Source organism: Stenotrophomonas sp. C3(2023), assembly GCF_032911385.1.
In the GTDB taxonomy this organism is placed as follows: domain Bacteria; phylum Pseudomonadota; class Gammaproteobacteria; order Xanthomonadales; family Xanthomonadaceae; genus Stenotrophomonas.
Genome location: NZ_JAWJLO010000001.1, coordinates 2,138,188 through 2,156,088 on the forward strand (window position 1 = coordinate 2,138,188; position 17,901 = coordinate 2,156,088).

At 67.2% G+C, this 17,901-nt stretch carries 13 protein-coding genes; 8 read left to right on the forward strand and 5 right to left on the reverse strand.

Features of this window, described 5'->3' with window-relative positions; genetic code table 11:
• Positions 1-96: 96 nt before the first annotated feature.
• From RZA67_RS09410 to RZA67_RS09430, 5 genes are all read left to right on the forward strand, one after another.
• Positions 97-426 carry a hypothetical protein gene (locus RZA67_RS09410; protein WP_317212486.1) on the forward strand — a complete coding sequence of 110 codons (330 nt, stop codon included), beginning with the start codon at positions 97-99 and terminating at the stop codon, positions 424-426.
• 43 nt (positions 427-469) lie between these two features.
• The gene (locus RZA67_RS09415) at positions 470-1,507 is read left to right on the forward strand and encodes an agmatine deiminase family protein (RefSeq protein ID WP_317212487.1); all 1,038 of its coding nucleotides are present in this window, start codon (positions 470-472) and stop codon (positions 1,505-1,507) included.
• Between the two features lie 350 nt (positions 1,508-1,857).
• A complete protein-coding gene (locus RZA67_RS09420; protein ID WP_317212488.1) occupies positions 1,858-2,745 on the forward strand; it encodes a carbon-nitrogen hydrolase in 888 nt (295 codons plus the stop codon).
• Positions 2,746-2,762: 17 nt separating this feature from the next.
• Entirely contained in the window at positions 2,763-3,293 is a 531-nt protein-coding gene (locus RZA67_RS09425) for an N-acetyltransferase family protein (protein ID WP_317212489.1), read from the forward strand.
• Positions 3,294-3,297: 4 nt separating this feature from the next.
• A complete protein-coding gene (locus RZA67_RS09430; protein ID WP_317212490.1) occupies positions 3,298-4,533 on the forward strand; it encodes a TraB/GumN family protein in 1,236 nt (411 codons plus the stop codon).
• Positions 4,534-4,610: 77 nt separating this feature from the next.
• Here the strand turns inward: RZA67_RS09430 and RZA67_RS09435 are convergent, their stop codons facing one another.
• The 3 genes from RZA67_RS09435 to RZA67_RS09445 are packed head-to-tail and all read right to left on the reverse strand — an operon-like array spanning position 4,611 to position 12,348.
• Complete coding sequence (locus tag RZA67_RS09435) at positions 4,611-7,688, reverse strand: efflux RND transporter permease subunit (RefSeq protein ID WP_317212491.1); 3,078 nt, start codon at positions 7,686-7,688, stop codon at positions 4,611-4,613.
• Complete coding sequence (locus RZA67_RS09440) at positions 7,685-11,131, reverse strand: efflux RND transporter permease subunit (protein ID WP_317213975.1); 3,447 nt, start codon at positions 11,129-11,131, stop codon at positions 7,685-7,687. Before RZA67_RS09440 ends, RZA67_RS09435 begins: the two co-directional genes overlap by 4 nt.
• A gap of 56 nt (positions 11,132-11,187) precedes the next feature.
• Positions 11,188-12,348, reverse strand: a complete 1,161-nt coding sequence (locus RZA67_RS09445) for an efflux RND transporter periplasmic adaptor subunit (protein ID WP_317212492.1) — start codon at positions 12,346-12,348, stop codon at positions 11,188-11,190.
• Between the two features lie 199 nt (positions 12,349-12,547).
• Here RZA67_RS09445 and RZA67_RS09450 point away from each other — a divergent pair, with 199 nt between their 5' ends.
• Positions 12,548-12,922, forward strand: a complete 375-nt coding sequence (locus RZA67_RS09450) for a c-type cytochrome (RefSeq protein ID WP_317212493.1) — start codon at positions 12,548-12,550, stop codon at positions 12,920-12,922.
• A 10-nt stretch (positions 12,923-12,932) separates the two neighbouring features.
• Positions 12,933-13,367 (forward strand): c-type cytochrome, encoded by a 435-nt coding sequence (locus tag RZA67_RS09455; RefSeq protein ID WP_317212494.1) that lies wholly within the window; start codon positions 12,933-12,935, stop codon positions 13,365-13,367.
• A gap of 407 nt (positions 13,368-13,774) precedes the next feature.
• Here RZA67_RS09455 and RZA67_RS09460 read toward each other — a convergent pair whose 3' ends face one another.
• Complete coding sequence (locus RZA67_RS09460; protein WP_317212495.1) at positions 13,775-15,661, reverse strand: ATP-binding cassette domain-containing protein; 1,887 nt, start codon at positions 15,659-15,661, stop codon at positions 13,775-13,777.
• A gap of 86 nt (positions 15,662-15,747) precedes the next feature.
• Here RZA67_RS09460 and dbpA point away from each other — a divergent pair, with 86 nt between their 5' ends.
• Complete coding sequence (dbpA, locus tag RZA67_RS09465; protein WP_317212496.1) at positions 15,748-17,124, forward strand: ATP-dependent RNA helicase DbpA; 1,377 nt, start codon at positions 15,748-15,750, stop codon at positions 17,122-17,124.
• Positions 17,125-17,259: 135 nt separating this feature from the next.
• On the opposite strand, the gene RZA67_RS09470 is transcribed toward dbpA, so the two are convergent.
• Positions 17,260-17,799: an adenine phosphoribosyltransferase gene (locus RZA67_RS09470; protein ID WP_317212497.1), complete on the reverse strand. Its 540-nt coding sequence runs from the start codon at positions 17,797-17,799 to the stop codon at positions 17,260-17,262.
• Positions 17,800-17,901 lie beyond the last annotated feature (102 nt).

Here is a 17,901-nt window from a genome sequence, read left to right on the forward strand (position 1 = left end):
TTCGCGGGCCGGTTTGAACAGAAAGCCGCCTCCGGGCGGCTTTCTGTTTTCTTTGTGCTGTAATCGCTGTTCTTGACCACTGGGGAGTAGATCGAGATGACGCGTTTGACCAATGCGCTGGTGCTGACCAGCCTGCTGGCCGCAGCCAGCCCTGCCCTGGCCGATACGCTGCTGGTGGACCGCGCACAGCGGCCGCCGGCTGCCAGCGTGCCGGTGCGCGGCCAGACCATGCAGCAGGTGCAGGGGCAGTTCGGCGCACCCAGCGAGCGGCTTGAGCCGCGCGGCGGTCAGAAACAGCAATGGCCCACCATCCACCGTTGGGTCTACCCCCAGTTCACCGTTTACTTCGAGAAGCAGAAAGTGATCGATGTGGTGGCCAACCAGGCCGGTCCGAACGAGATCGGCCCCCGTCCCCCGATCCGCTGATGCCCCACGCCCGCCACCGAGGCGGGCCCAGATGTGCGAGCCCATGAACCAGAATCTTCGTTTTCCCGCCGAGTGGGAAGCCCAGAGTGGCGTCCTGATTGCCTGGCCGACCGCCGACACCGACTGGGCCGACCGCCTGGGCCAGGTCGAAGAGACCTATATCGCGCTGGTCGCGGCCATCACGCGCTTCCAGCCGGTGCTGATCTGCGTGGCCGACGATGATGTGGAGACCTACGCCGAGATGCGGCTGCGCTCCAACCGCATCGACATGGACAAGGTGCACTTCACCACTGCGGCCTACGATGACACCTGGCTGCGCGATTCCGGCCCGATCACCCTGCGCCGCGAAGAAGGCGGTTTCCAGCTGCTGGATTTCCGCTTCACCGGCTGGGGCGGCAAGTTCGACGCGACCCTGGATGACCAGCTGGTCGGCGTGCTCGACGGCGCAGGTGTGTTCAACGATGCCACCGTGCGCAGCATTCCCTTCGCACTTGAGGGCGGCGGCATTGAAACCGACGGCGCCGGCACGCTGCTGACCACCTGGCGTTGCCTGCATGAGCGCCACCCGGAGCGGGACCGCGCCAGCCTGAGCGCCGACCTGGCCGACTGGCTGCGCCAGGACCGTGTGCTGTGGCTGGACCACGGCTATCTGGAAGGCGACGACACCGACGCCCACATTGACACCCTGGCCCGCTTCGCCTCGGCCGACAGCATCGTCTACCAGGCCTGCGATGATGCTGGCGATGCGCACTTTGCCGAACTGCAGGCGATGGGCGCTGAACTGGCCGCGCTGCGCACCGCCGATGGACAGCCGTATCGCCTGTTCCCGCTGCCGTGGGCGCAGCCGGTGCTGGACGAGGGTCGCCGCCTGGCCGCCTCGTACGCCAACTTCCTGATCGTCAACGGTGCGGTGCTGATGCCGGCCTATGATGACCCCGCCGATGACCTGGCCCGCGACGTGCTGGCGCAGGCCTTCCCGGACCGCGAAATCGTGCAGGTGCCCTGCCGCCCGCTGATCTGGCAGAACGGCAGCCTGCACTGCATCACCATGCAGCTGCCTGCGGGCCTGCTGAAGGCATAACGCCGGCCCCACCGCGGCAGGTGACGACCGTTGGTCGTCACGCCGTTGCCTGTGCACACACCGTCCCCGCGCGACTGCGGCGCTGAAGCGTGACGACCAACGGTCGTCACCTACCCACGCCTGCGCCAGCGCGGACGGCCGCGCTGCGCGCTCGCCGGGCAGAGCCCGGTGCTACGAACACCGGCCCCGCCCCGGTAGGTGACGACCGTTGGTCGTCACGCCGTTGCCGAGGTGTACGGCACGGTTCGGCGGCACAAACGACCCGTACGTACCTGCCATTCAGCCGCCACCACACCGGCTTTCACCATCCGCGTTACCATGCATGTTTTCCCCTGCAGGACCGCATCCGGATGAGCCCCCGCCCGCCCCTTACCGTCGCCCTGATCCAGGAACGCAACCACGGTGATGCCGCTGCCAACCTGGCGGTCATCGAAGCCCGCGTGGCCGAGGCGGCCGCGCAGGGTGCGAAGCTGGTGCTGTTGCAGGAACTCCACAACGGGGCCTACTTCTGCCAGCACGAATCGGTGGACGAGTTCGACCTGGCCGAGCCGATCCCGGGCCCCAGCACCGAGCGTCTCGGCGCGCTGGCCAGGCAGCACGGTGTGGTCCTGGTCGCTTCGCTGTTCGAGCGCCGCGCCGCCGGCCTGTACCACAACACCGCCGTGGTCTTCGAGAAGGACGGCACCTTGCTGGGCAAGTACCGCAAGATGCACATCCCCGACGATCCGGGTTTCTACGAGAAGTTCTACTTCACCCCCGGCGACCTTGGCTTCACGCCGGTCGACACCTCGGTGGGCCGTCTCGGCGTGCTGGTGTGCTGGGACCAGTGGTATCCCGAAGCGGCGCGTCTGATGGCGCTGGCCGGTGCCGAGCTGCTGCTGTACCCGACCGCGATCGGCTGGGACCCGGACGACCAGAAGGACGAGCAGACCCGCCAGCGCGACGCGTGGGTGCTGAGCCACCGTGGTCACGCTGTCGCCAACGGTGTGCCGGTGCTCAGCTGCAACCGCGTCGGTCACGAACCTTCGCCGCTGGGCGCCTCCGGCATCCAGTTCTGGGGCAACAGCCATGTGCTGGGTCCGCAGGGCGAGTTCATCGCCGAGGCCGGCACCGAGGCCACGATCCTGGTCTGCGACGTGGACCTGCAGCGCAGCGAACACGTGCGCCGCATCTGGCCGTTCCTGCGTGATCGTCGCATCGACGCCTACGGCGACCTGCTCAAGCGCTACATCGACTGAGCCGGGAGATCACAGGCATGGGCGTGCGCATCCGCGACGTGGCCGCCGGCGATATGGCGGCCATCACCGCCATCTACGCGGTGGAGGTGACCGACTTCGTCAACACCTACGAGTACGACGTGCCTGACCAGGCCGAGATGGCGCGACGCATGCAGGACATCGTCGCGCGCGGCTTCCCCTACCTTGTCGCCGAGATCGACGGCGAGGTGGCCGGCTATGCCTACGCCAACACCTACCGGACACGCGTGGCCTACCAGTGGACGGTGGAAAACTCGGTGTACGTCGATGCCCGCTTCCAGGGCCACGGCGTGGGCACCGCGCTGATGCAGGCGTTGATCGATGCCTGCGTCGCGCGCGGCTACCGGCAGATGGTCGCCGTGATCGGCGAGCCCAGTAACGCGGCCTCCATCAAACTGCACGAGCGCTTTGGTTTCCATCTGGTCGGCGTGTTCCGCGGCCTTGGCCGCAAGCACGGCCGCTGGCTGGATACCGTACAGATGCAGCGCGCTCTCGGCCCCGGTGCCGACGACGCCCCAACCCATGAATGAACTGATGACCGACTCTGTTACCGAAGGCGGCGACGCCCTGTTCGCTGGCCAGCCTGTGCGCGTGGTCGAGCGCGACGGCGTGCGCTACACCCTGCTGGGCACGGCCCATGTTTCCCATGCCAGCGTGGCCGCGGTCGAGCAGGCCATCGACAGCGGCCGCTTCGATGCGGTGGCGGTGGAGCTTGATGCCCAGCGGCTGCAGGCCCTGACCGATCCGGACACCTTGTCCAAGCTCGATCTGGTCGAGGTGATCCGCAAGGGCCGGGTTGCGTTGTTTGCCGCCAACCTCGCCCTGGCCGCCTACCAGCGGCGTCTGGCCGAGCAGCTGGGCATCGAACCGGGGGCCGAGCTCAAGCGCGCGGTGGCGCTTGCCCGCGAGCGCGGCCTGCCGGTGCACCTGATCGACCGCGAAGTCGGGCTGACCTTCAAGCGGGCCTCGCAGAAGCTCGGCTTCATCGGCCGCATGAAGCTGATGATGGGGCTCGGTGCCGGGCTGTTCTCTTCGGACAACGTCGGCGAGGAGGATATCGAAAAGCTCAAACAGGGCGACATGCTCGAGTCGAGCTTTGGCGAGTTCGCCGACGAGAGCCCCGCGCTGTACGAGGCGGTGATCGGCGAGCGTGACCGCTACATGGCCACCCGCCTGCGCGAAGAGCGTCAGTTGCAGGGCGCCGAACCGGCCCAGCGCGAGGTACTGGCCGTGGTCGGCGCCGGCCACCTGGCCGGGCTGGCGAACTATCTGGAAACCGACACCGCCGCCCCCGTACCGCTGCGCGCTGAGCTGGAACAGGTGGCAACCCGCAGCAAGGTGCCCTGGTTCACCCTGGCCATCATGGTGGTGGTGCTGGCCGGTATCGTGGTCGGCTTCATGCGCGGTGGCATGGGCATGGGCCTGGAGCTGCTGCTGACCTGGGTGATGTACACCGGCGGTCTGGCCGGTCTGGGCGCGCTGCTGGCCGGCAGCCACCCGCTGAGCATTCTCACCGCGATCGTGGCCGCCCCCTTCAAGCCGTTCCGGCTGAGCATCCCGGCTGGCGCGTTCTCCGCGCTGGTGGAACTGCGGCTGCGCAAACCCGCCTATGCCGACTTCCTCAACCTGCGCGATGACGCGCAGACGCTGAAGGGCTGGTACCGCAACCGGGTCACCCGCGTGGTGCTGACCTTCATGCTGACCAGCGCCGGCAGCGCTGCCGGCCTGTGGCTGGCCACCATCCAGGTCTGGGGCAAGGTCGCAGGATAAGCCGTTGAACCGGTGGGTGATGACCATGGGTCGTCACCCACCGGTTCAACGAGGCCGCACGCCGCGGCCCACCGTGGTCAGGTCACCTCCGGTGCCGGCACGCCACGGCCGCGGGCACGGCGAATCAACGCTGCCACGCCGTTGCGCATGTCATCGAGCACCGCATAGATGGTTGGCAGGAACAGCAGGCTTACCACGGTGGAGAACGCCAGCCCACCGGCGATCGCGCGCGCCATCGGGTAGTACGGTGGGCCATCCCCGAACAGCTGGGTGTCGGTCAGCGAGATCGGCACCATCGCCAGAATGGCCGTGCCCATCGTCATCATGATCGGTCGCAGACGCTCGCGCGAACCTTCCACCAGCGCGCGCGTGCGTTCCATGCCGTTGCGGCGCAGGTTGTTGATGTGCTCGATCATCACGATGCCGTTGTTGACCACCACGCCCATCAGCACCAGGATGCCGATGAAGGACATGATGCCGAACGACGTACCGGTCAGCCAGAAAAGCCAGAACACCCCGAAGATCGAGAACAGCACGCCGCTCATGATCGCCGCCGGGAACAGCAGCGACTCGAACACCGCGGCCATCACCACATAGATCATCACCAGCGCGATGATCAGATTGAACATCATCTGCTGCATGGCTTCGTTGTCGTTGCCGTAGTTGCCACCGTCGAACGTGTAACCGTAGCCGGCCGGGAAACGCATCGGCTTGAGCATCGCCTCGATGGCGGCACGGCCCTCCGGCGCGGTGACCTTCTCGGCCAGGTTGGCTTTGATGGTCAGCGTGGTCTGCCGGTTGGTCCTGCCGATCTGCGTGGCTGCCGAGCGCACGTCCACGTTGACCAGGCTGCGCAGTGGCACATTGCGGCCATCGCCGGTGCGCACGCTGAAGCCATCCAGGTCCTCCGGGGTGGTCTGCTCGGCACCGGCGAAGCGCACCCACACCGGCACCTCGCTGTCGCCGCGCCGGAACTCGCGCAGCGGTGCACCGCGCAGTGCCAGTCCAACAAAGCTCGCCACCTGCTCGGCATTGAAGCCGAACGCCGCCGCCCGCTCGCGGTCGACCCGGATCGCCAGCTCGCTGCCCTTCTCGCCGTTGTCGATGCGCACATCCCGCAGTTCCTTGCGCTGGGCCAGCATCGGCAGCACCTCCTTGCCGATTTCCTGCAGCATCTGACTGGAGTCACCCACCAGCTGCACCTGCACCGATTGGCTGCCGCCGCCCTGCCCGCCGCTCTGTCCGCCGACGAAGTAGTCGGCACGTGCCGAGCGTGGCAGCCCCTCCCGCAGCTGTTCGCGCAGCGCGGGCAGCTGCTTGGCGTAAGCCGGATCGAGGGTGACGATGGTCGAGCTGCCTTCATCCTCGCTGTACCAGGAGTACACCTGGCTGATGTGCAGGCGCTCGCGGTTCTGGTCCAGCCAGGCCTCCACGCGCTGCACTTCGTCGGCCATCTGCCGGTGCGTGTAGGCGCTTTTCCACATGTAGCCGATGTAGATGTCCTTGCCGCCCTCACCACCGAACATGTCGACCTTGGTCAGCTTCATCGGCACCAGGCTGATCAGCACCACCACGATGATGCCGGCGATGCTCCAGCCGCGATGCCGCAGCGTCCAGTCCAGCAGTTGCGCGTAACGCCGCTGCAGTCGCGGGATCACCCCGGTCTGCGCATGCACCAGCGAGGGCGTGGCCATGCGCGCGGACAGCATCGGTATCAGGCTCACCGCCACCAGCCACGAGGCCAGCAGCGAGACCGAGATGGTGATCGCAATCTGCGCCATGAAGATGCTGATGTTGTTGGTCTCGCCAAACAGATTGGGCACGAACACGATGCAGTGGCACAGCGTGCCGGCGCTGAGCGCGATGGCCACATTGCGCGTGCCGATGATCGAGGCGCGTATCGGCTGGTCCGGCATCCGCTCGCGCTCCTGGTAGATGCTCTCCACCACCACCACCGCGTTGTCCACCAGCATGCCCACCGCCAGCAGCAGCCCCATCATGGTCAGGATGTTGAGCGTCACCCCGGCGAAATACATGAAGCCCAGCGTGATGATGAAGCAGATCGGGATGGCCAGCGTCACCATCAGCGTCGAAGGCCAGTGGCGCAGGAAGAAGAACAGCACCGTCACCGACAGCAGCAGCCCCACCGCGCCGGCCTCGGCCAGCTCCAGCAGTGACGAGGTGACCGACTTGCCCTGGTTGTCGATCACCTTGATCTGCACGTCGCGCATGTTCGGCTCGGCACGGATCGCCTCGACTTCGGCCAGGGCTGCCCGCGAGACCTCCACCAGGTTCGCGCTGCGCTCCTTGTAAATGTCCAGGCCGATGGCCGGGTTGCCATCCAGGCGACGTCCGTAGGTCATGCGGGTCGGCTTGAAGCGCACCTCGGCGATGTCGCCCAGGCGCAGGCCCTTGGCGTTGATGACCAGCTCACGCAGCTCCTGCAGGTCGGTGATCTCCCCCACCGGCTGGATGCGTACCCGCTGCCCGTGGTCGTCGATCTGGCCGGCGGAGAGGGAGAAGTTCAGCGTGCGCAGCCGCGTGTGCAGCTCGTTGATGCTCAGGCCATGCGCGTTGAGCCGGTTGGGGTCGATGGCGATCTCCACCTCGTTGGGTGGCGCGCCGGAGATGGTGACCCGGGCGACCCCCGGAATACGCTCGATGCGCCGCTTGAACTCGCGGTCGAGCATGTCATACGCACCGGTCAGGTCGGTGGTGCTGGCCAGGCGCACCTTGAGCACCGGCTCGTCACTGCTGGACCACTTGAACACGTTGTAGCGCTGCAGATCGTCGGGCAGGTCGCTGCGGATGGCGTCGATGCGCTCGCGTGCATCCGAGGCGGCAATGGCAATATCGCGGTCCCAGTCGGTGAACTCGATGAAGATGCTCGCGCTCTCGGACGTAGCCGAGGACTGCATGCGCTTGATCCCGGTCATCGTCGCCAGGGTTTCTTCGACCGGCCGGATCAGCGTGCGCTCGATTTCTTCCGGTGTGGAGCCGCTGTACGGAATCTGCACGAACAGATACGGCGCGGTGATGTCCGGCAGTGCTTCCAGCGGCAGCCGGAACGAGGCGATCAGGCCGACCACCACCAGTGACACGAAACACATGATGGTGGTGACCGGGCGACGGATGGAGAACTCGGCCACACTCATGCCGGGTCCTCCACGCCCACCTGGCCGGGTGCCTGGTCGAGCAGCCCGCGTCCGCGCTGCCGGTAATAGGCGTCGCCGCGACGGTCCATCAGGTCATACACCACCGGAATCACCAGCAGGGTCAGCAGGGTCGACACCAGCAGGCCGCCGATCACGGTGATCGCCATCGGCGCACGCACCTCGGCGCCCTCGCCCATCGCCACCGCCAGCGGCAGGAAGCCGAACAGCGTGCACAGCGTGGTCATGATGATCGGGCGTAGGCGCGAGCGCGCACCCTCCACCAGTGCCTCGTGCTTGGCCACGCCGGCCTCGCGCAGCTGGTTGACCTTGTCGATCAGGATGATTGCGTTCTTGGTGACCAGCCCCACCAGCAGGATCAGACCGATGAACACCACCACCGAGATCGGCTTGCCGGTCAGCAGCAGCGCCAGGATCGCGCCGACCAGCGCCAGCGGGATGGTGAACAGAATCACGAACGGATGCAGCAGTGACTCGAACTGCGATGCCATGACCAGGTAGACCAGGAAGATCGCCAGACCAAAGGCGAAAATCAGTGAACGGGCCGACTGCTCCAGTTCTTCGCCCTGACCGCCGATATGCAGGCCCACGCCGGCGCCGATCGGGTGTTTGGCCACCATGTCCTGCACTTCGCGCATCGCCGCGCCCAGGTCGATGTCGCGCAGGTTGGCCGACACGACGGCCACCCGGGTCTGGTCGGCGCGATGGATCTCGCTGGGCCCGGTGGTGGCCACCACCTCGGCCACCGCGTCCAGGGTGACCGGGCGCGCACTGCCGGGATTGACGATCAGACGGCGGATGCTGTCCACGCTGGCGCGGTCACTGGCCTGCGCGCGCACCAGCACATCGATCTTGCGGTCACGGAAGCTGTAGCGCGTGGCCACATCGCCGCGCACTTTCTTGACCACCACATCGGCGATCTGCCGCGTGGTCAGGCCCAGTGCACCGGCCCGCTCCTGGTCGAAGCGGATCTGGATTTCCGGAAAACCTTCCTCCACGGTCGACTTGACGTCAGCATAGTGCGGATTGGCGCGCAGCAATGCCGCCATGCGCTGGCCGGCCTGCTCCAATCCGGCCATGTCCTGCCCGCGCAGCTCGATTTCCAGCGGCGTGGAGAAACTGAACAACGCGGGCCGGGCGAAGTCGACCTGCACGCCCGGGTGCCGTTGCATGGAAGCGCGCAGCCGCTCGGTGATTGCCGCCTCCGTGCGCGCGTTGCCGCCGCCTTCCATCACCACAGTGAGCTTGCCGATGTTCTCGCCACTCTCCGTCGGGCTGGCATCCAGCCGCGTGCCGCTGCCGCTCACCCCGTACAGCGAAGCGATCTGCGCGTCGTCGTCGTGAGCCAGCTGCAGCTCGCGCACCAGCGCGTCGGTCTGCTTCAGCGGGGTGCCTGCCGGCAGCTTGGCGGTCATTTCAAAGCGGTCCTGCGCCAGCTGCGGAATCAGGTCTGCACCCAGCAGCGGCACCAGCGCCATGCTGCCGACGAAGATCACCGCCGCCAACGCCAGCACCTTGCCCGGATGGGCCAGGGCGCTGGGCAGCAGGCGCAGGTAGCCACGCTCGGCACCGGCGTAGGGCTTCATCGCCACGTCGCTGGCCTTGCGCATCACCGGGCCGACCACGGCCACCAGCAGGCGCCAGGTGCGCACCACCAGCCAGGCCAGAGCGAATACGCTGCCGCGCAACACCGCCATCAGGCCGCGCCGGCTGCCGGCCACCGGCTTGAGCCAGCGCTGTGCCGGCTGCCAGGGCTGGGCCGGTGCCTCTTCGGGGAAGGCCATCGGCGGGCGCCCCTTGAGCGAGCTGAGCATCGGGATCAGCGTCATCGACACCAGCAGGGAGATCGCGATGGCGATTGCCACCGTCAGCGCCTGGTCGCGGAACAGCTGCCCGGCGATGCCGTCGACGAACACCAGCGGCAGGAACACGGCAATGGTGGTCAGCGTCGAGGCCACCACCGCCATGCTCACCTCGCGCGTACCTTCGATGGCCGCACGCAGAATGCCCAGCCCACGTTCGCGGGCCTTGGCGATGCTCTCCAGCACCACGATCGAATCGTCCACCACCAGGCCGGTGGCCAACGCCAGCCCGCCCAGCGACATCACGTTCAAGCTCAGGCCGAACTGGCCCATGAAAAAGAACGTGGTGATGATCGAGACCGGCAGCGACAGGCTGATCACAAACGTGCTCCAGCCATCGCGCAGGAACAGGAAGATGATCAGGATCGCCAGCAGGCCGCCGATCACCGCGTCCTTCTTGACGTCGGCGATGGCGTGTTCGATGAAGCGCGACTGGTCTTCAATGGTGGTCAGCTCGGCATCGCCGGGGAAGGTCGCCTTGATCTGTTCCAGCCGCGTGCGCAGTGCCTCGGCCGTTGAGACGGTGTTGGCATCGCCCTCCTTGTAGATCGCCAGCTCGACCGCCTCCTTGCCACCCAGGCGGATGATCGCCTCGCGTTCCTTGTAACCCTGGGTGATGGTAGCCACGTCCTTCAGGCGTACAGGCACGCCATTGGCCACCACACCCGAACCGCTGCCGGACGAAGCACTCTGCGCCGCCGACGCCGCGGCGATGGCCGCGTCCGAGCCGGTGGCCGCCGCGATGGCGAACATCTGTGCCATGGCCGAGTCAGCCGCACTGCCGTTGGCCGACTGCGTTGTCAGCAGCAGGTTGCCGATTTCCTCCAGCCCGGCGAACTGATTCACGGTGCGCACCAGGAAGCGCTGCGCGCCTTCTTCCAGACGGCCGCCGGAGATGTTGATGTTCTCTTCCTTGAGCCGCTGGATCACCATATCGATCGGCATCTTCAGCTGGGCCAGCTTCTGCTGGTCGATGTCCACCTGGATTTCATCCTCCAGGCCACCCCCCACCTTGACCGCGGCCACGCCGGTGACGGGCTCGAGTTTCTTTTTCAGATCTTCGTCGGCATAGCGGCGCAGGCCGGTGAGCTCGCGCACGGCGTCAGCCTCGCTGGCCGCTGCCTGCCGGCTGGAGAGGACCAGGCGCATGATCGGTTCGGTGGACGGGTTGAAGCGCAGCAGCACCGGTGCCTTGGCCTCCAGCGGCAGGTTAAGCGCTTCCATCTTGTCGCGCACCTCCAGACTGGCCTGGTCCATGTTGGTGCCCCACGCGAACTCCAGCACTACATCGCTTTGCCCGGTGCGTGAGATCGACTTGAGCTTGCGCAGGTTCTTGACCACGCCAACGGCTTCTTCCACCGGCTCGGTGACCAGCGTTTCAATCTCTGCCGGCGCCGCACCGGTGTACTCGGTGCGTACGGTAAGCGTCGGATAGCTCAGGTCGGGCAGCAGGTTCACCTTGAGGTTGCCCAGTGCGATCAGACCAAACAGCAGCAGGGTGACCGTGCACATCGCCACCGTGACGCGGCGGCGCGTGGCGAATTCGACCAGTCCGCCGCCCATCGCGCCGGGGGCGTGGCCGCTGTGTGGGTCGCCACCGTGATCGTTGCCGGCAGCGGTCATGGCGTGCTCCCGGCCTTGCCCGTCGCGTCCGTGGCCGCCACGGCCTTGGGATCGGCCGGCACGATCACCTGTACGGCGGTGCCATCGCGCAGTGCGACCTTGCCGGCGGTGACGACCTGGTCACCTTCGGCCAGACCCTCGCGGATCTCCACCCACGCGCCTTCGGCATAACCGACCTTGACCGGCACACGTACCGCCTTGCCGTCGGTGACGCGGAATACCGCCGGCTCACCGTCGTCGAGAATCGCCAGCCGCGGCACCACCAGCGCGTTCGCACGCTGGTCATAATCGATGCGGATGCGGCTGAACATGCCCGGCTGCAGCGACTGCGTGCCGCCATCGAAGCTGCTGACCACCCGGAACGTACCGCTGCCCGAGTCGACCACCGGCGAAATGCGATCCACCAGTCCGGTGAACGTCTGGCCCGGCAGCGCGTCGGCAGCCAGCGTGACCGGCTGGCCCGCACGCAGCGTGGCCAGCTCACGCTCGGGCACGTTGAGCGTGGCTTCCAGTCGCGAAATGTCGACGATGCGGAAGATCGGCGTGTTGATCTGCACGAAATTGCCCGTCTTGATCGAGCGCGAGGCGATCACACCAGAGATGGGCGCCACCACCGTCGTATAGGACAGTTCGAGCGTGGCCAGACGATGCAGTGCGCGCGCGTTCTCCACGTCATAGCGCAACTGGTCAACATCAGCAGCGCTGACCATCTGCTGTCCCACCAGCTTCTGCGCGCGCTGGTAGGTGTTTTCGAGCTTGCGCAGCTGGGCCTCACTCTGCGCCACACTCAGCCGCGCGCGGTCCGGGTCCAGCCGCACCAGCGGCTGCCCCGCCCGCACATGCTGGCCTTCCTCGACCAGTACGGCCAAGGCAACGCCCGAGGTCTTGGCCACAACCTGCGCTTCAGCACGCGGCTCCAGCGTGGACGTACCGGTGTAGCTTGCAGCCACCGGCCGATGGCCGGCCGCCGCTGTTTCCACCGCGACAGCCTCGGTCTTCTTCTCCTCCTTGCCCTCCTGCTTGCGCTCGCCCGCCTGTGCGGAATCGGTCCCGCCCTTCGAGCAGCCCGCCAACAGCAGGCCGATGGCCGTGGTCAGAAGCAATGCGGCGGCCAAGCGTCCGCTGCGGCGGCCGTGCAGTGAGAAAAAGTGCGACATCGTGTGTTCCCTGGGATGCGTGGGCAGGTGTGGTAGCAAAGTAATGCACCACCTCACGGGAACACCATAGATCAAAGGTCATGGTGGTCGCCGCACGCGCGCCGCAGCCGCAGATTTCAGCCAGATGAATCCAGCGGCTATACTCGGCCCGTTCCGGGAACGCTGCCGGGACCACCAGACCCGCACCGGAAAGGACATCATGCGCCCGCAGCCGCTCGCCGCTTGTCTTCTCGCCGTCCTTGCGCCTCTCGGGGCGGTTGCACACGCCGCCCCAGCTACGTCACCGCCCGCCCCCGCAACAGCGCCTGCCGCCACTGCCCCCAGCGGCAACTTCGACAATGGCCGGGTCCTGGCCTACACGTGTCAGGGCTGTCATGGCATTACCGGCTACAAGAACGCCTATCCCAGCTACAAAGTGCCGAAAATCGGCGGACAGAGCGTGGAGTACCTGACCCAGGCGTTGACCGAATACCGTCAGGGCAAGCGTCGCCATCCGACCATGCAGGCGCAGTCGATGAGCTTCAGCGAGCAGGAAATCGCTGACCTTGCTGTCTATCTGTCCACCGTCAAGTAAGGCCACGCCCATGTCGAATGCCGCGCACCACCTGCGTCACGCCATCGCCCTGTCCGTCGCTGCGTTGCTGGCGGCGTGCTCAGGCGGCACTGAAGGCCCACACGCCGGAGGCGATACCCCGGCCTCCTCCTCCGCCGGACTGCCGGCCGGCCGCGTTGCTGCCGGTGAGGCGCGCGCACAGGTCAAGGGCAAGGCTACAGGGCAGAGCTGCATCGACTGCCACGGCCAGGACGGCAACGTCCCGCTGGACCCGACCTACCCCAAGCTCGGTGGTCAGTACGCCGACTACATGGCGCATGCGTTGCAGGCCTACCGCAGCGGCGATCGCCAGCATGCCCTGATGACGCCGCAGGCCGCCGACCTGAGTGACCAGGAGATCGCCGACCTTGCCGCGTACTTTGGCAGCCGCCCCAGCCAGTTGCGTGACCTGCAGGGCGTACGGTGACGCCTCCGCACGTCCGCCCACCGCGCAGATCGCGATGAACCCGGTAGGTGACGACCGTTGGTCGTCACGCTGTGGGGGTTGCACCCACCCCACCGGGCAGACGCCCGCGCTGCCAACGCACGGCTGCGCCGCCAGAGCGTGACGACCAACGGTCGTCACCTACCAACGCGGCGTCGGCCGGATCGCGATAAATCTGGACGGCTCCGCCGCCGGAGCGTGACGAGCGACGGTCGTCATCCAACAACCCGGCGTCGAGCGGATCGCGATGAACCCGGTAGGTGACGACCGTTGGTCGTCACGCTGTTGCTGTTCAAGCCGCGCTGCGCGCTCGCCGGGCAGAGCCCGGCGTTACCAGAACATGGCTGCGCCGCCAGAGCGCGACGAACCCGGACCGCTGGTGATCGGACTCAGCTTTCCAGCTCTTCCCAGCGCGCGTAGGCTGCGTCCAGCTCGGCCTGGACCTTGGCCAGCTGCTGGGTGTGGGCGGTGACTTCGGCGCTGCTGCGGGTATAGAACGACGGATCGTTCATTGCTGCAGTCAGGCCTTCCACGTCGCCTTCAAGCTTTTCGATCGTCCTGGGCAGCTGCTCGAGCTCACGCGCGTCCTTGTAGCTCAGCTTGCGCTTGGCCGCAGCCGGCGCGGGCGCGGCCGCGACAGGCGCGGCAACCGGACGGCCCGCTGATACCGCCGGAGCGGTCTCGCTGGCAGTGGTGCTGGCACTGTAACGCTGCCAGTCGGTGTAGCCACCGACGTACTCGCCCACCACGCCGTCGCCCTCCATCACCAGCGTGGAGGTCACCACGTTGTCGATGAAGTCACGGTCGTGGCTCACCAGCAGCAGCGTGCCGGCGTAGTCGGCCAGCAGCTCTTCCAGCAGCTCCAGGGTTTCCACGTCCAGGTCGTTGGTCGGTTCGTCCATCACCAGCAGGTTGGACGGCTGGGCGAACAGCTTGGCCAGCAGCAGGCGGTTGCGCTCGCCACCCGACAGACGGGTGATCGGCGCGCGCGCGCGCTCGGGAGTGAACATGAAGTCCTGCAGATACGCATGCACGTGCTTGCGCTTGCCATTGAACTCCAGGAAATCGCGACCCTCGGCCACATTCTCGATCGCGCTCCAGTCTTCGCGCAGCACGGCACGGTACTGGTCGAAATAGGCGATCTGCAGGTTGGTACCAGCGCGCACTTCACCGGCCTGAGGCTGCAGCTCGCCCAGCAGCAGTTTCAGCAGCGTGGTCTTGCCGCTGCCGTTCGGCCCGATCAGGCCGATGCGGTCGCCGCGCAGGATGGTGGTGGAGAAGTCGCGCACCATCGCGCGTTCGCCAAAGGCGAAGGACAGATCCTTGACGTCGATGACCTTCTTGCCCGAGTTGGCAGCCTGCGCGGCCTCCATCTTGACGTTGCCACTGAGCTCGCGCCGGTCAGCGCGCTCGTTGCGCATCGCCTTGAGCCGGCGCACCCTGCCTTCATCGCGGGTACGCCGGGCCTTGATGCCCTGACGGATCCACACTTCCTCCTGCGCCAGCAGCTTGTCGAAGCGCGCGTTTTCCTGCGCCTGCGCGTTCAACCGCTCTTCGCGGCGCCGCTCGTAGTTGGCCCAGTCGCCCGGCCAGCTGGTCACCTGGCCGCGGTCGATCTCGACGATGCGGTTGGCCAGCGCGCGCAGGAAACGGCGGTCATGGGTAACGAAGATGACGCAGCCGTTCCACCCTTTCAGGAACGCCTCCAGCCAGTCGATGGCTTCGATATCCAGATGGTTGGTCGGTTCGTCCAGCAGCAGCACGTCGGGGCTGGCCACCAGGGCACGCCCCAGCAGCACGCGGCGCTTCATGCCGCCGGAAAGCCGCGCGAACTCGGCGTCGCCGTCCAGGTCGAGCTTGGTCAGCGTCTCGCTGACCCGCTGGTCCAGTCCCCAGCCGTTGGCCGCGTCGATCCTGCTCTGCACCCGGCCCAGCGCATCGCCATCGAACTCCTCGGCGGTGCTCAGGTGATGGAACTCGGCCAGCCACTGGCCCAGTTCACCCAGACCATCGGCCACCACATCGAACACGCTGCCGGCGGCGCCATGCGGCACCTCCTGTTCCAGCCGGGTTACGCGCACGCCCTGCTGCACGCGCACCTCGCCGTCATCGGGCACCAGTTCGCCGGCCAGCAGCTTGAGCAGGGTGGATTTGCCGGCGCCGTTGCGACCGATCAGGGCGATACGCTCGCCAGATTCGATCGACAGTTCGGCTTTTTCCAGCAACAACGGGCCGCCGACGCTGTAGTCGACGTTCTGCAGAGTGATCAGAGGCATCGGCATAGTGTAGCGGGATATCCGCAGGCGGTAGCGGTCGCGCTGCACCAGCCCGGCAGACCACCGCAACGCAGGTACAATGCGCCATGACCGATTTTTCGACCCTGCCGCTCAGCCCGGCCCTGCAGCCCGGCCTGGATGCCCTTGGCTACACCACCCTCACCCCCGTGCAGGCGCAGAGCCTGCCGGCCATTCTCCAGGGCCGCGATGTCATCGCCCAGGCCCCCACCGGCAGCGGCAAGACCGCCGCCTTCGGGCTTGGCCTGCTGCAGGCGCTGGACCCGTCGGTGATCCGCGTGCAGGCGCTGGTCCTGTGCCCTACCCGCGAGCTGGCCGACCAGGTGGGCAAGCAGATCCGCAGGTTGGCCACCGGCATTCCCAACCTCAAACTGCTGGTGCTCACCGGTGGCGTGCCTTTGGGCCCGCAACTGGCCTCGCTGGAGGGCCACGACCCGCATGTGGTGGTCGGCACACCCGGTCGCGTGCAGGAGCTGGCGCGCAAGCGCGCCCTGAACCTGGGCGTGGTGCGCACGCTGGTGCTGGACGAAGCCGACCGCATGCTCGACATGGGCTTTGAGGAGCCCATCCGCGAGATCGCCGGGCGTACCCATCGCGACCGCCAGGGGCTGCTGTTCTCGGCCACCTTCCCTGACGCCATCCGTGCCATGGCCCGCGACCTGCTGCGCGATCCGGTGGAGATCACCGTGGCCGGCGCCGACCAGGCCCCGGCCATCCGCCACGTGTTCTGCGAGGTGGAGCCGGCACGCCGGCAGAAGGCACTGGCCGGCCTGCTGCTCAAGTACACGCCCGAGTCGGCGGTGGTGTTCTGCAACACCCGCAAGGATGTTGACGAGGTCGCCAACTCGCTGCAGCAGTTCGGCTTCTCGGCGCTGCCGCTGCATGGGGAAATGGAACAGCGCGACCGCGAGGAGACGCTGTTGATGCTGGCAAATCGCAGCTGCAACGTGCTGGTGGCCAGCGATGTGGCCGCGCGCGGGTTGGACGTGGAAGACCTTGCGGCAGTCATCAACTACGAGTTGCCCACCGACGTGGAGAGCTACCAGCACCGTGTCGGGCGTACCGGCCGTGCCGGTGCCAGCGGGCTGGCCATCAGCCTGGTCGCCGGACGCGAGAAAACCCGCGCCGAAGCGGTGGAGGCGGCGCTCGGCCGCGCGTTGGACTGGCAGAAAACACCGCTGGCCACCTCGCGGCCGGCCGAGCTGCCGCAGGCTGCCATGCGCACGCTGCGCATCGACGGCGGCAAGACCGACAAGCTGCGCCCGGGCGATATTCTCGGCGCACTGACCGGTGATGCCGGCCTGGCTGGAAGGTTCATCGGCAAGATCGCCATCTATGCCACGCGCTCCTACGTGGCGATCGCCCGCGACCAGGCCGGCAAGGCGGTGGCCAAGCTGGAGGCGGGCAGGATCAAGGGACGCCGGTTCCGCGTGCGGATGATCTGAGCACGCGCGACGACCGAGGGTCGTCACGCCTGGTAGCGCCGACCCCACGGTCGGCTGCTCTTCGTACAGGTCGCGGTGGCCCTGCCGCGCTGCGCGCGGTGAGCCGACCATGGGTCGGCTCTACCGGTCCATGCCTCAGAACACCAGTTCGGTGTGCAGCGGCAGGTCCGCTTCCCAACGGCCTCGGCCACCCAGGCCGTCCAGTTCGACCAGCACGCCGGCGCCGGCCACGTCCACACCCAGGCGGCGGATCAGCGACAGCGCGGCCACCAGCGTCCCGCCGGTGGCCAGTACGTCGTCGATGATCGCCACGCGGGCGCCCGCCGGCAGCGCATCGGCATGCACTTCGATACAGTCGCTGCGGTACTCCAGGGTGTATTCCTCGCGCAGCACCTTGCCCGGCAGCTTGCCCGGCTTGCGCACCGGCACGAAGCCCACGCCGAGCTCCAGCGCCATCGCCGCGCCGAGGATGAAGCCGCGTGACTCGATGCCGACCACCGCGTCGAGCTGCGCGGCGCGCCAACGCTCGGCCATGGCGACCACGGCGCCACGGAAATCCTCGCCGTGCGCGAGCAGCGGCATGATGTCCTTGAACAGGATACCGGGCTTGGGGAAGTCGGCGATGTCACGCAGGCGCGAGGCCCAGGCGGGGACGACCACGGCGGCGTCGGTCATTGCAGCTACCAGCTTGTAAGGGCGGCATAGGGTAACCGCTTCGCCGCGTCGATGCCCGTTGCTGCCCTGCGCCAATGTCGGCGGCCCTGAACGGACCGTCGA

Bases quoted from the DNA above. Each gene is read 5' to 3' on its own strand.
- RZA67_RS09410 (WP_317212486.1), top strand. From the start codon at position 97: ATGACGCGTTTGACCAATGCGCTGGTGCTGACCAGCCTGCTGGCCGCA.
- RZA67_RS09415 (WP_317212487.1), top strand. From the start codon at position 470: ATGAACCAGAATCTTCGTTTTCCCGCCGAGTGGGAAGCCCAGAGTGGC.
- RZA67_RS09420 (WP_317212488.1), top strand. From the start codon at position 1,858: ATGAGCCCCCGCCCGCCCCTTACCGTCGCCCTGATCCAGGAACGCAAC.
- RZA67_RS09425 (WP_317212489.1), top strand. From the start codon at position 2,763: ATGGGCGTGCGCATCCGCGACGTGGCCGCCGGCGATATGGCGGCCATC.
- RZA67_RS09430 (WP_317212490.1), top strand. From the start codon at position 3,298: ATGACCGACTCTGTTACCGAAGGCGGCGACGCCCTGTTCGCTGGCCAG.
- RZA67_RS09435 (WP_317212491.1), bottom strand. From the start codon at position 7,688: ATGAGTGTGGCCGAGTTCTCCATCCGTCGCCCGGTCACCACCATCATG.
- RZA67_RS09440 (WP_317213975.1), bottom strand. From the start codon at position 11,131: ATGGGCGGCGGACTGGTCGAATTCGCCACGCGCCGCCGCGTCACGGTG.
- RZA67_RS09445 (WP_317212492.1), bottom strand. From the start codon at position 12,348: ATGTCGCACTTTTTCTCACTGCACGGCCGCCGCAGCGGACGCTTGGCC.
- RZA67_RS09450 (WP_317212493.1), top strand. From the start codon at position 12,548: ATGCGCCCGCAGCCGCTCGCCGCTTGTCTTCTCGCCGTCCTTGCGCCT.
- RZA67_RS09455 (WP_317212494.1), top strand. From the start codon at position 12,933: ATGTCGAATGCCGCGCACCACCTGCGTCACGCCATCGCCCTGTCCGTC.
- RZA67_RS09460 (WP_317212495.1), bottom strand. From the start codon at position 15,661: ATGCCTCTGATCACTCTGCAGAACGTCGACTACAGCGTCGGCGGCCCG.
- dbpA (WP_317212496.1), top strand. From the start codon at position 15,748: ATGACCGATTTTTCGACCCTGCCGCTCAGCCCGGCCCTGCAGCCCGGC.
- RZA67_RS09470 (WP_317212497.1), bottom strand. From the start codon at position 17,799: ATGACCGACGCCGCCGTGGTCGTCCCCGCCTGGGCCTCGCGCCTGCGT.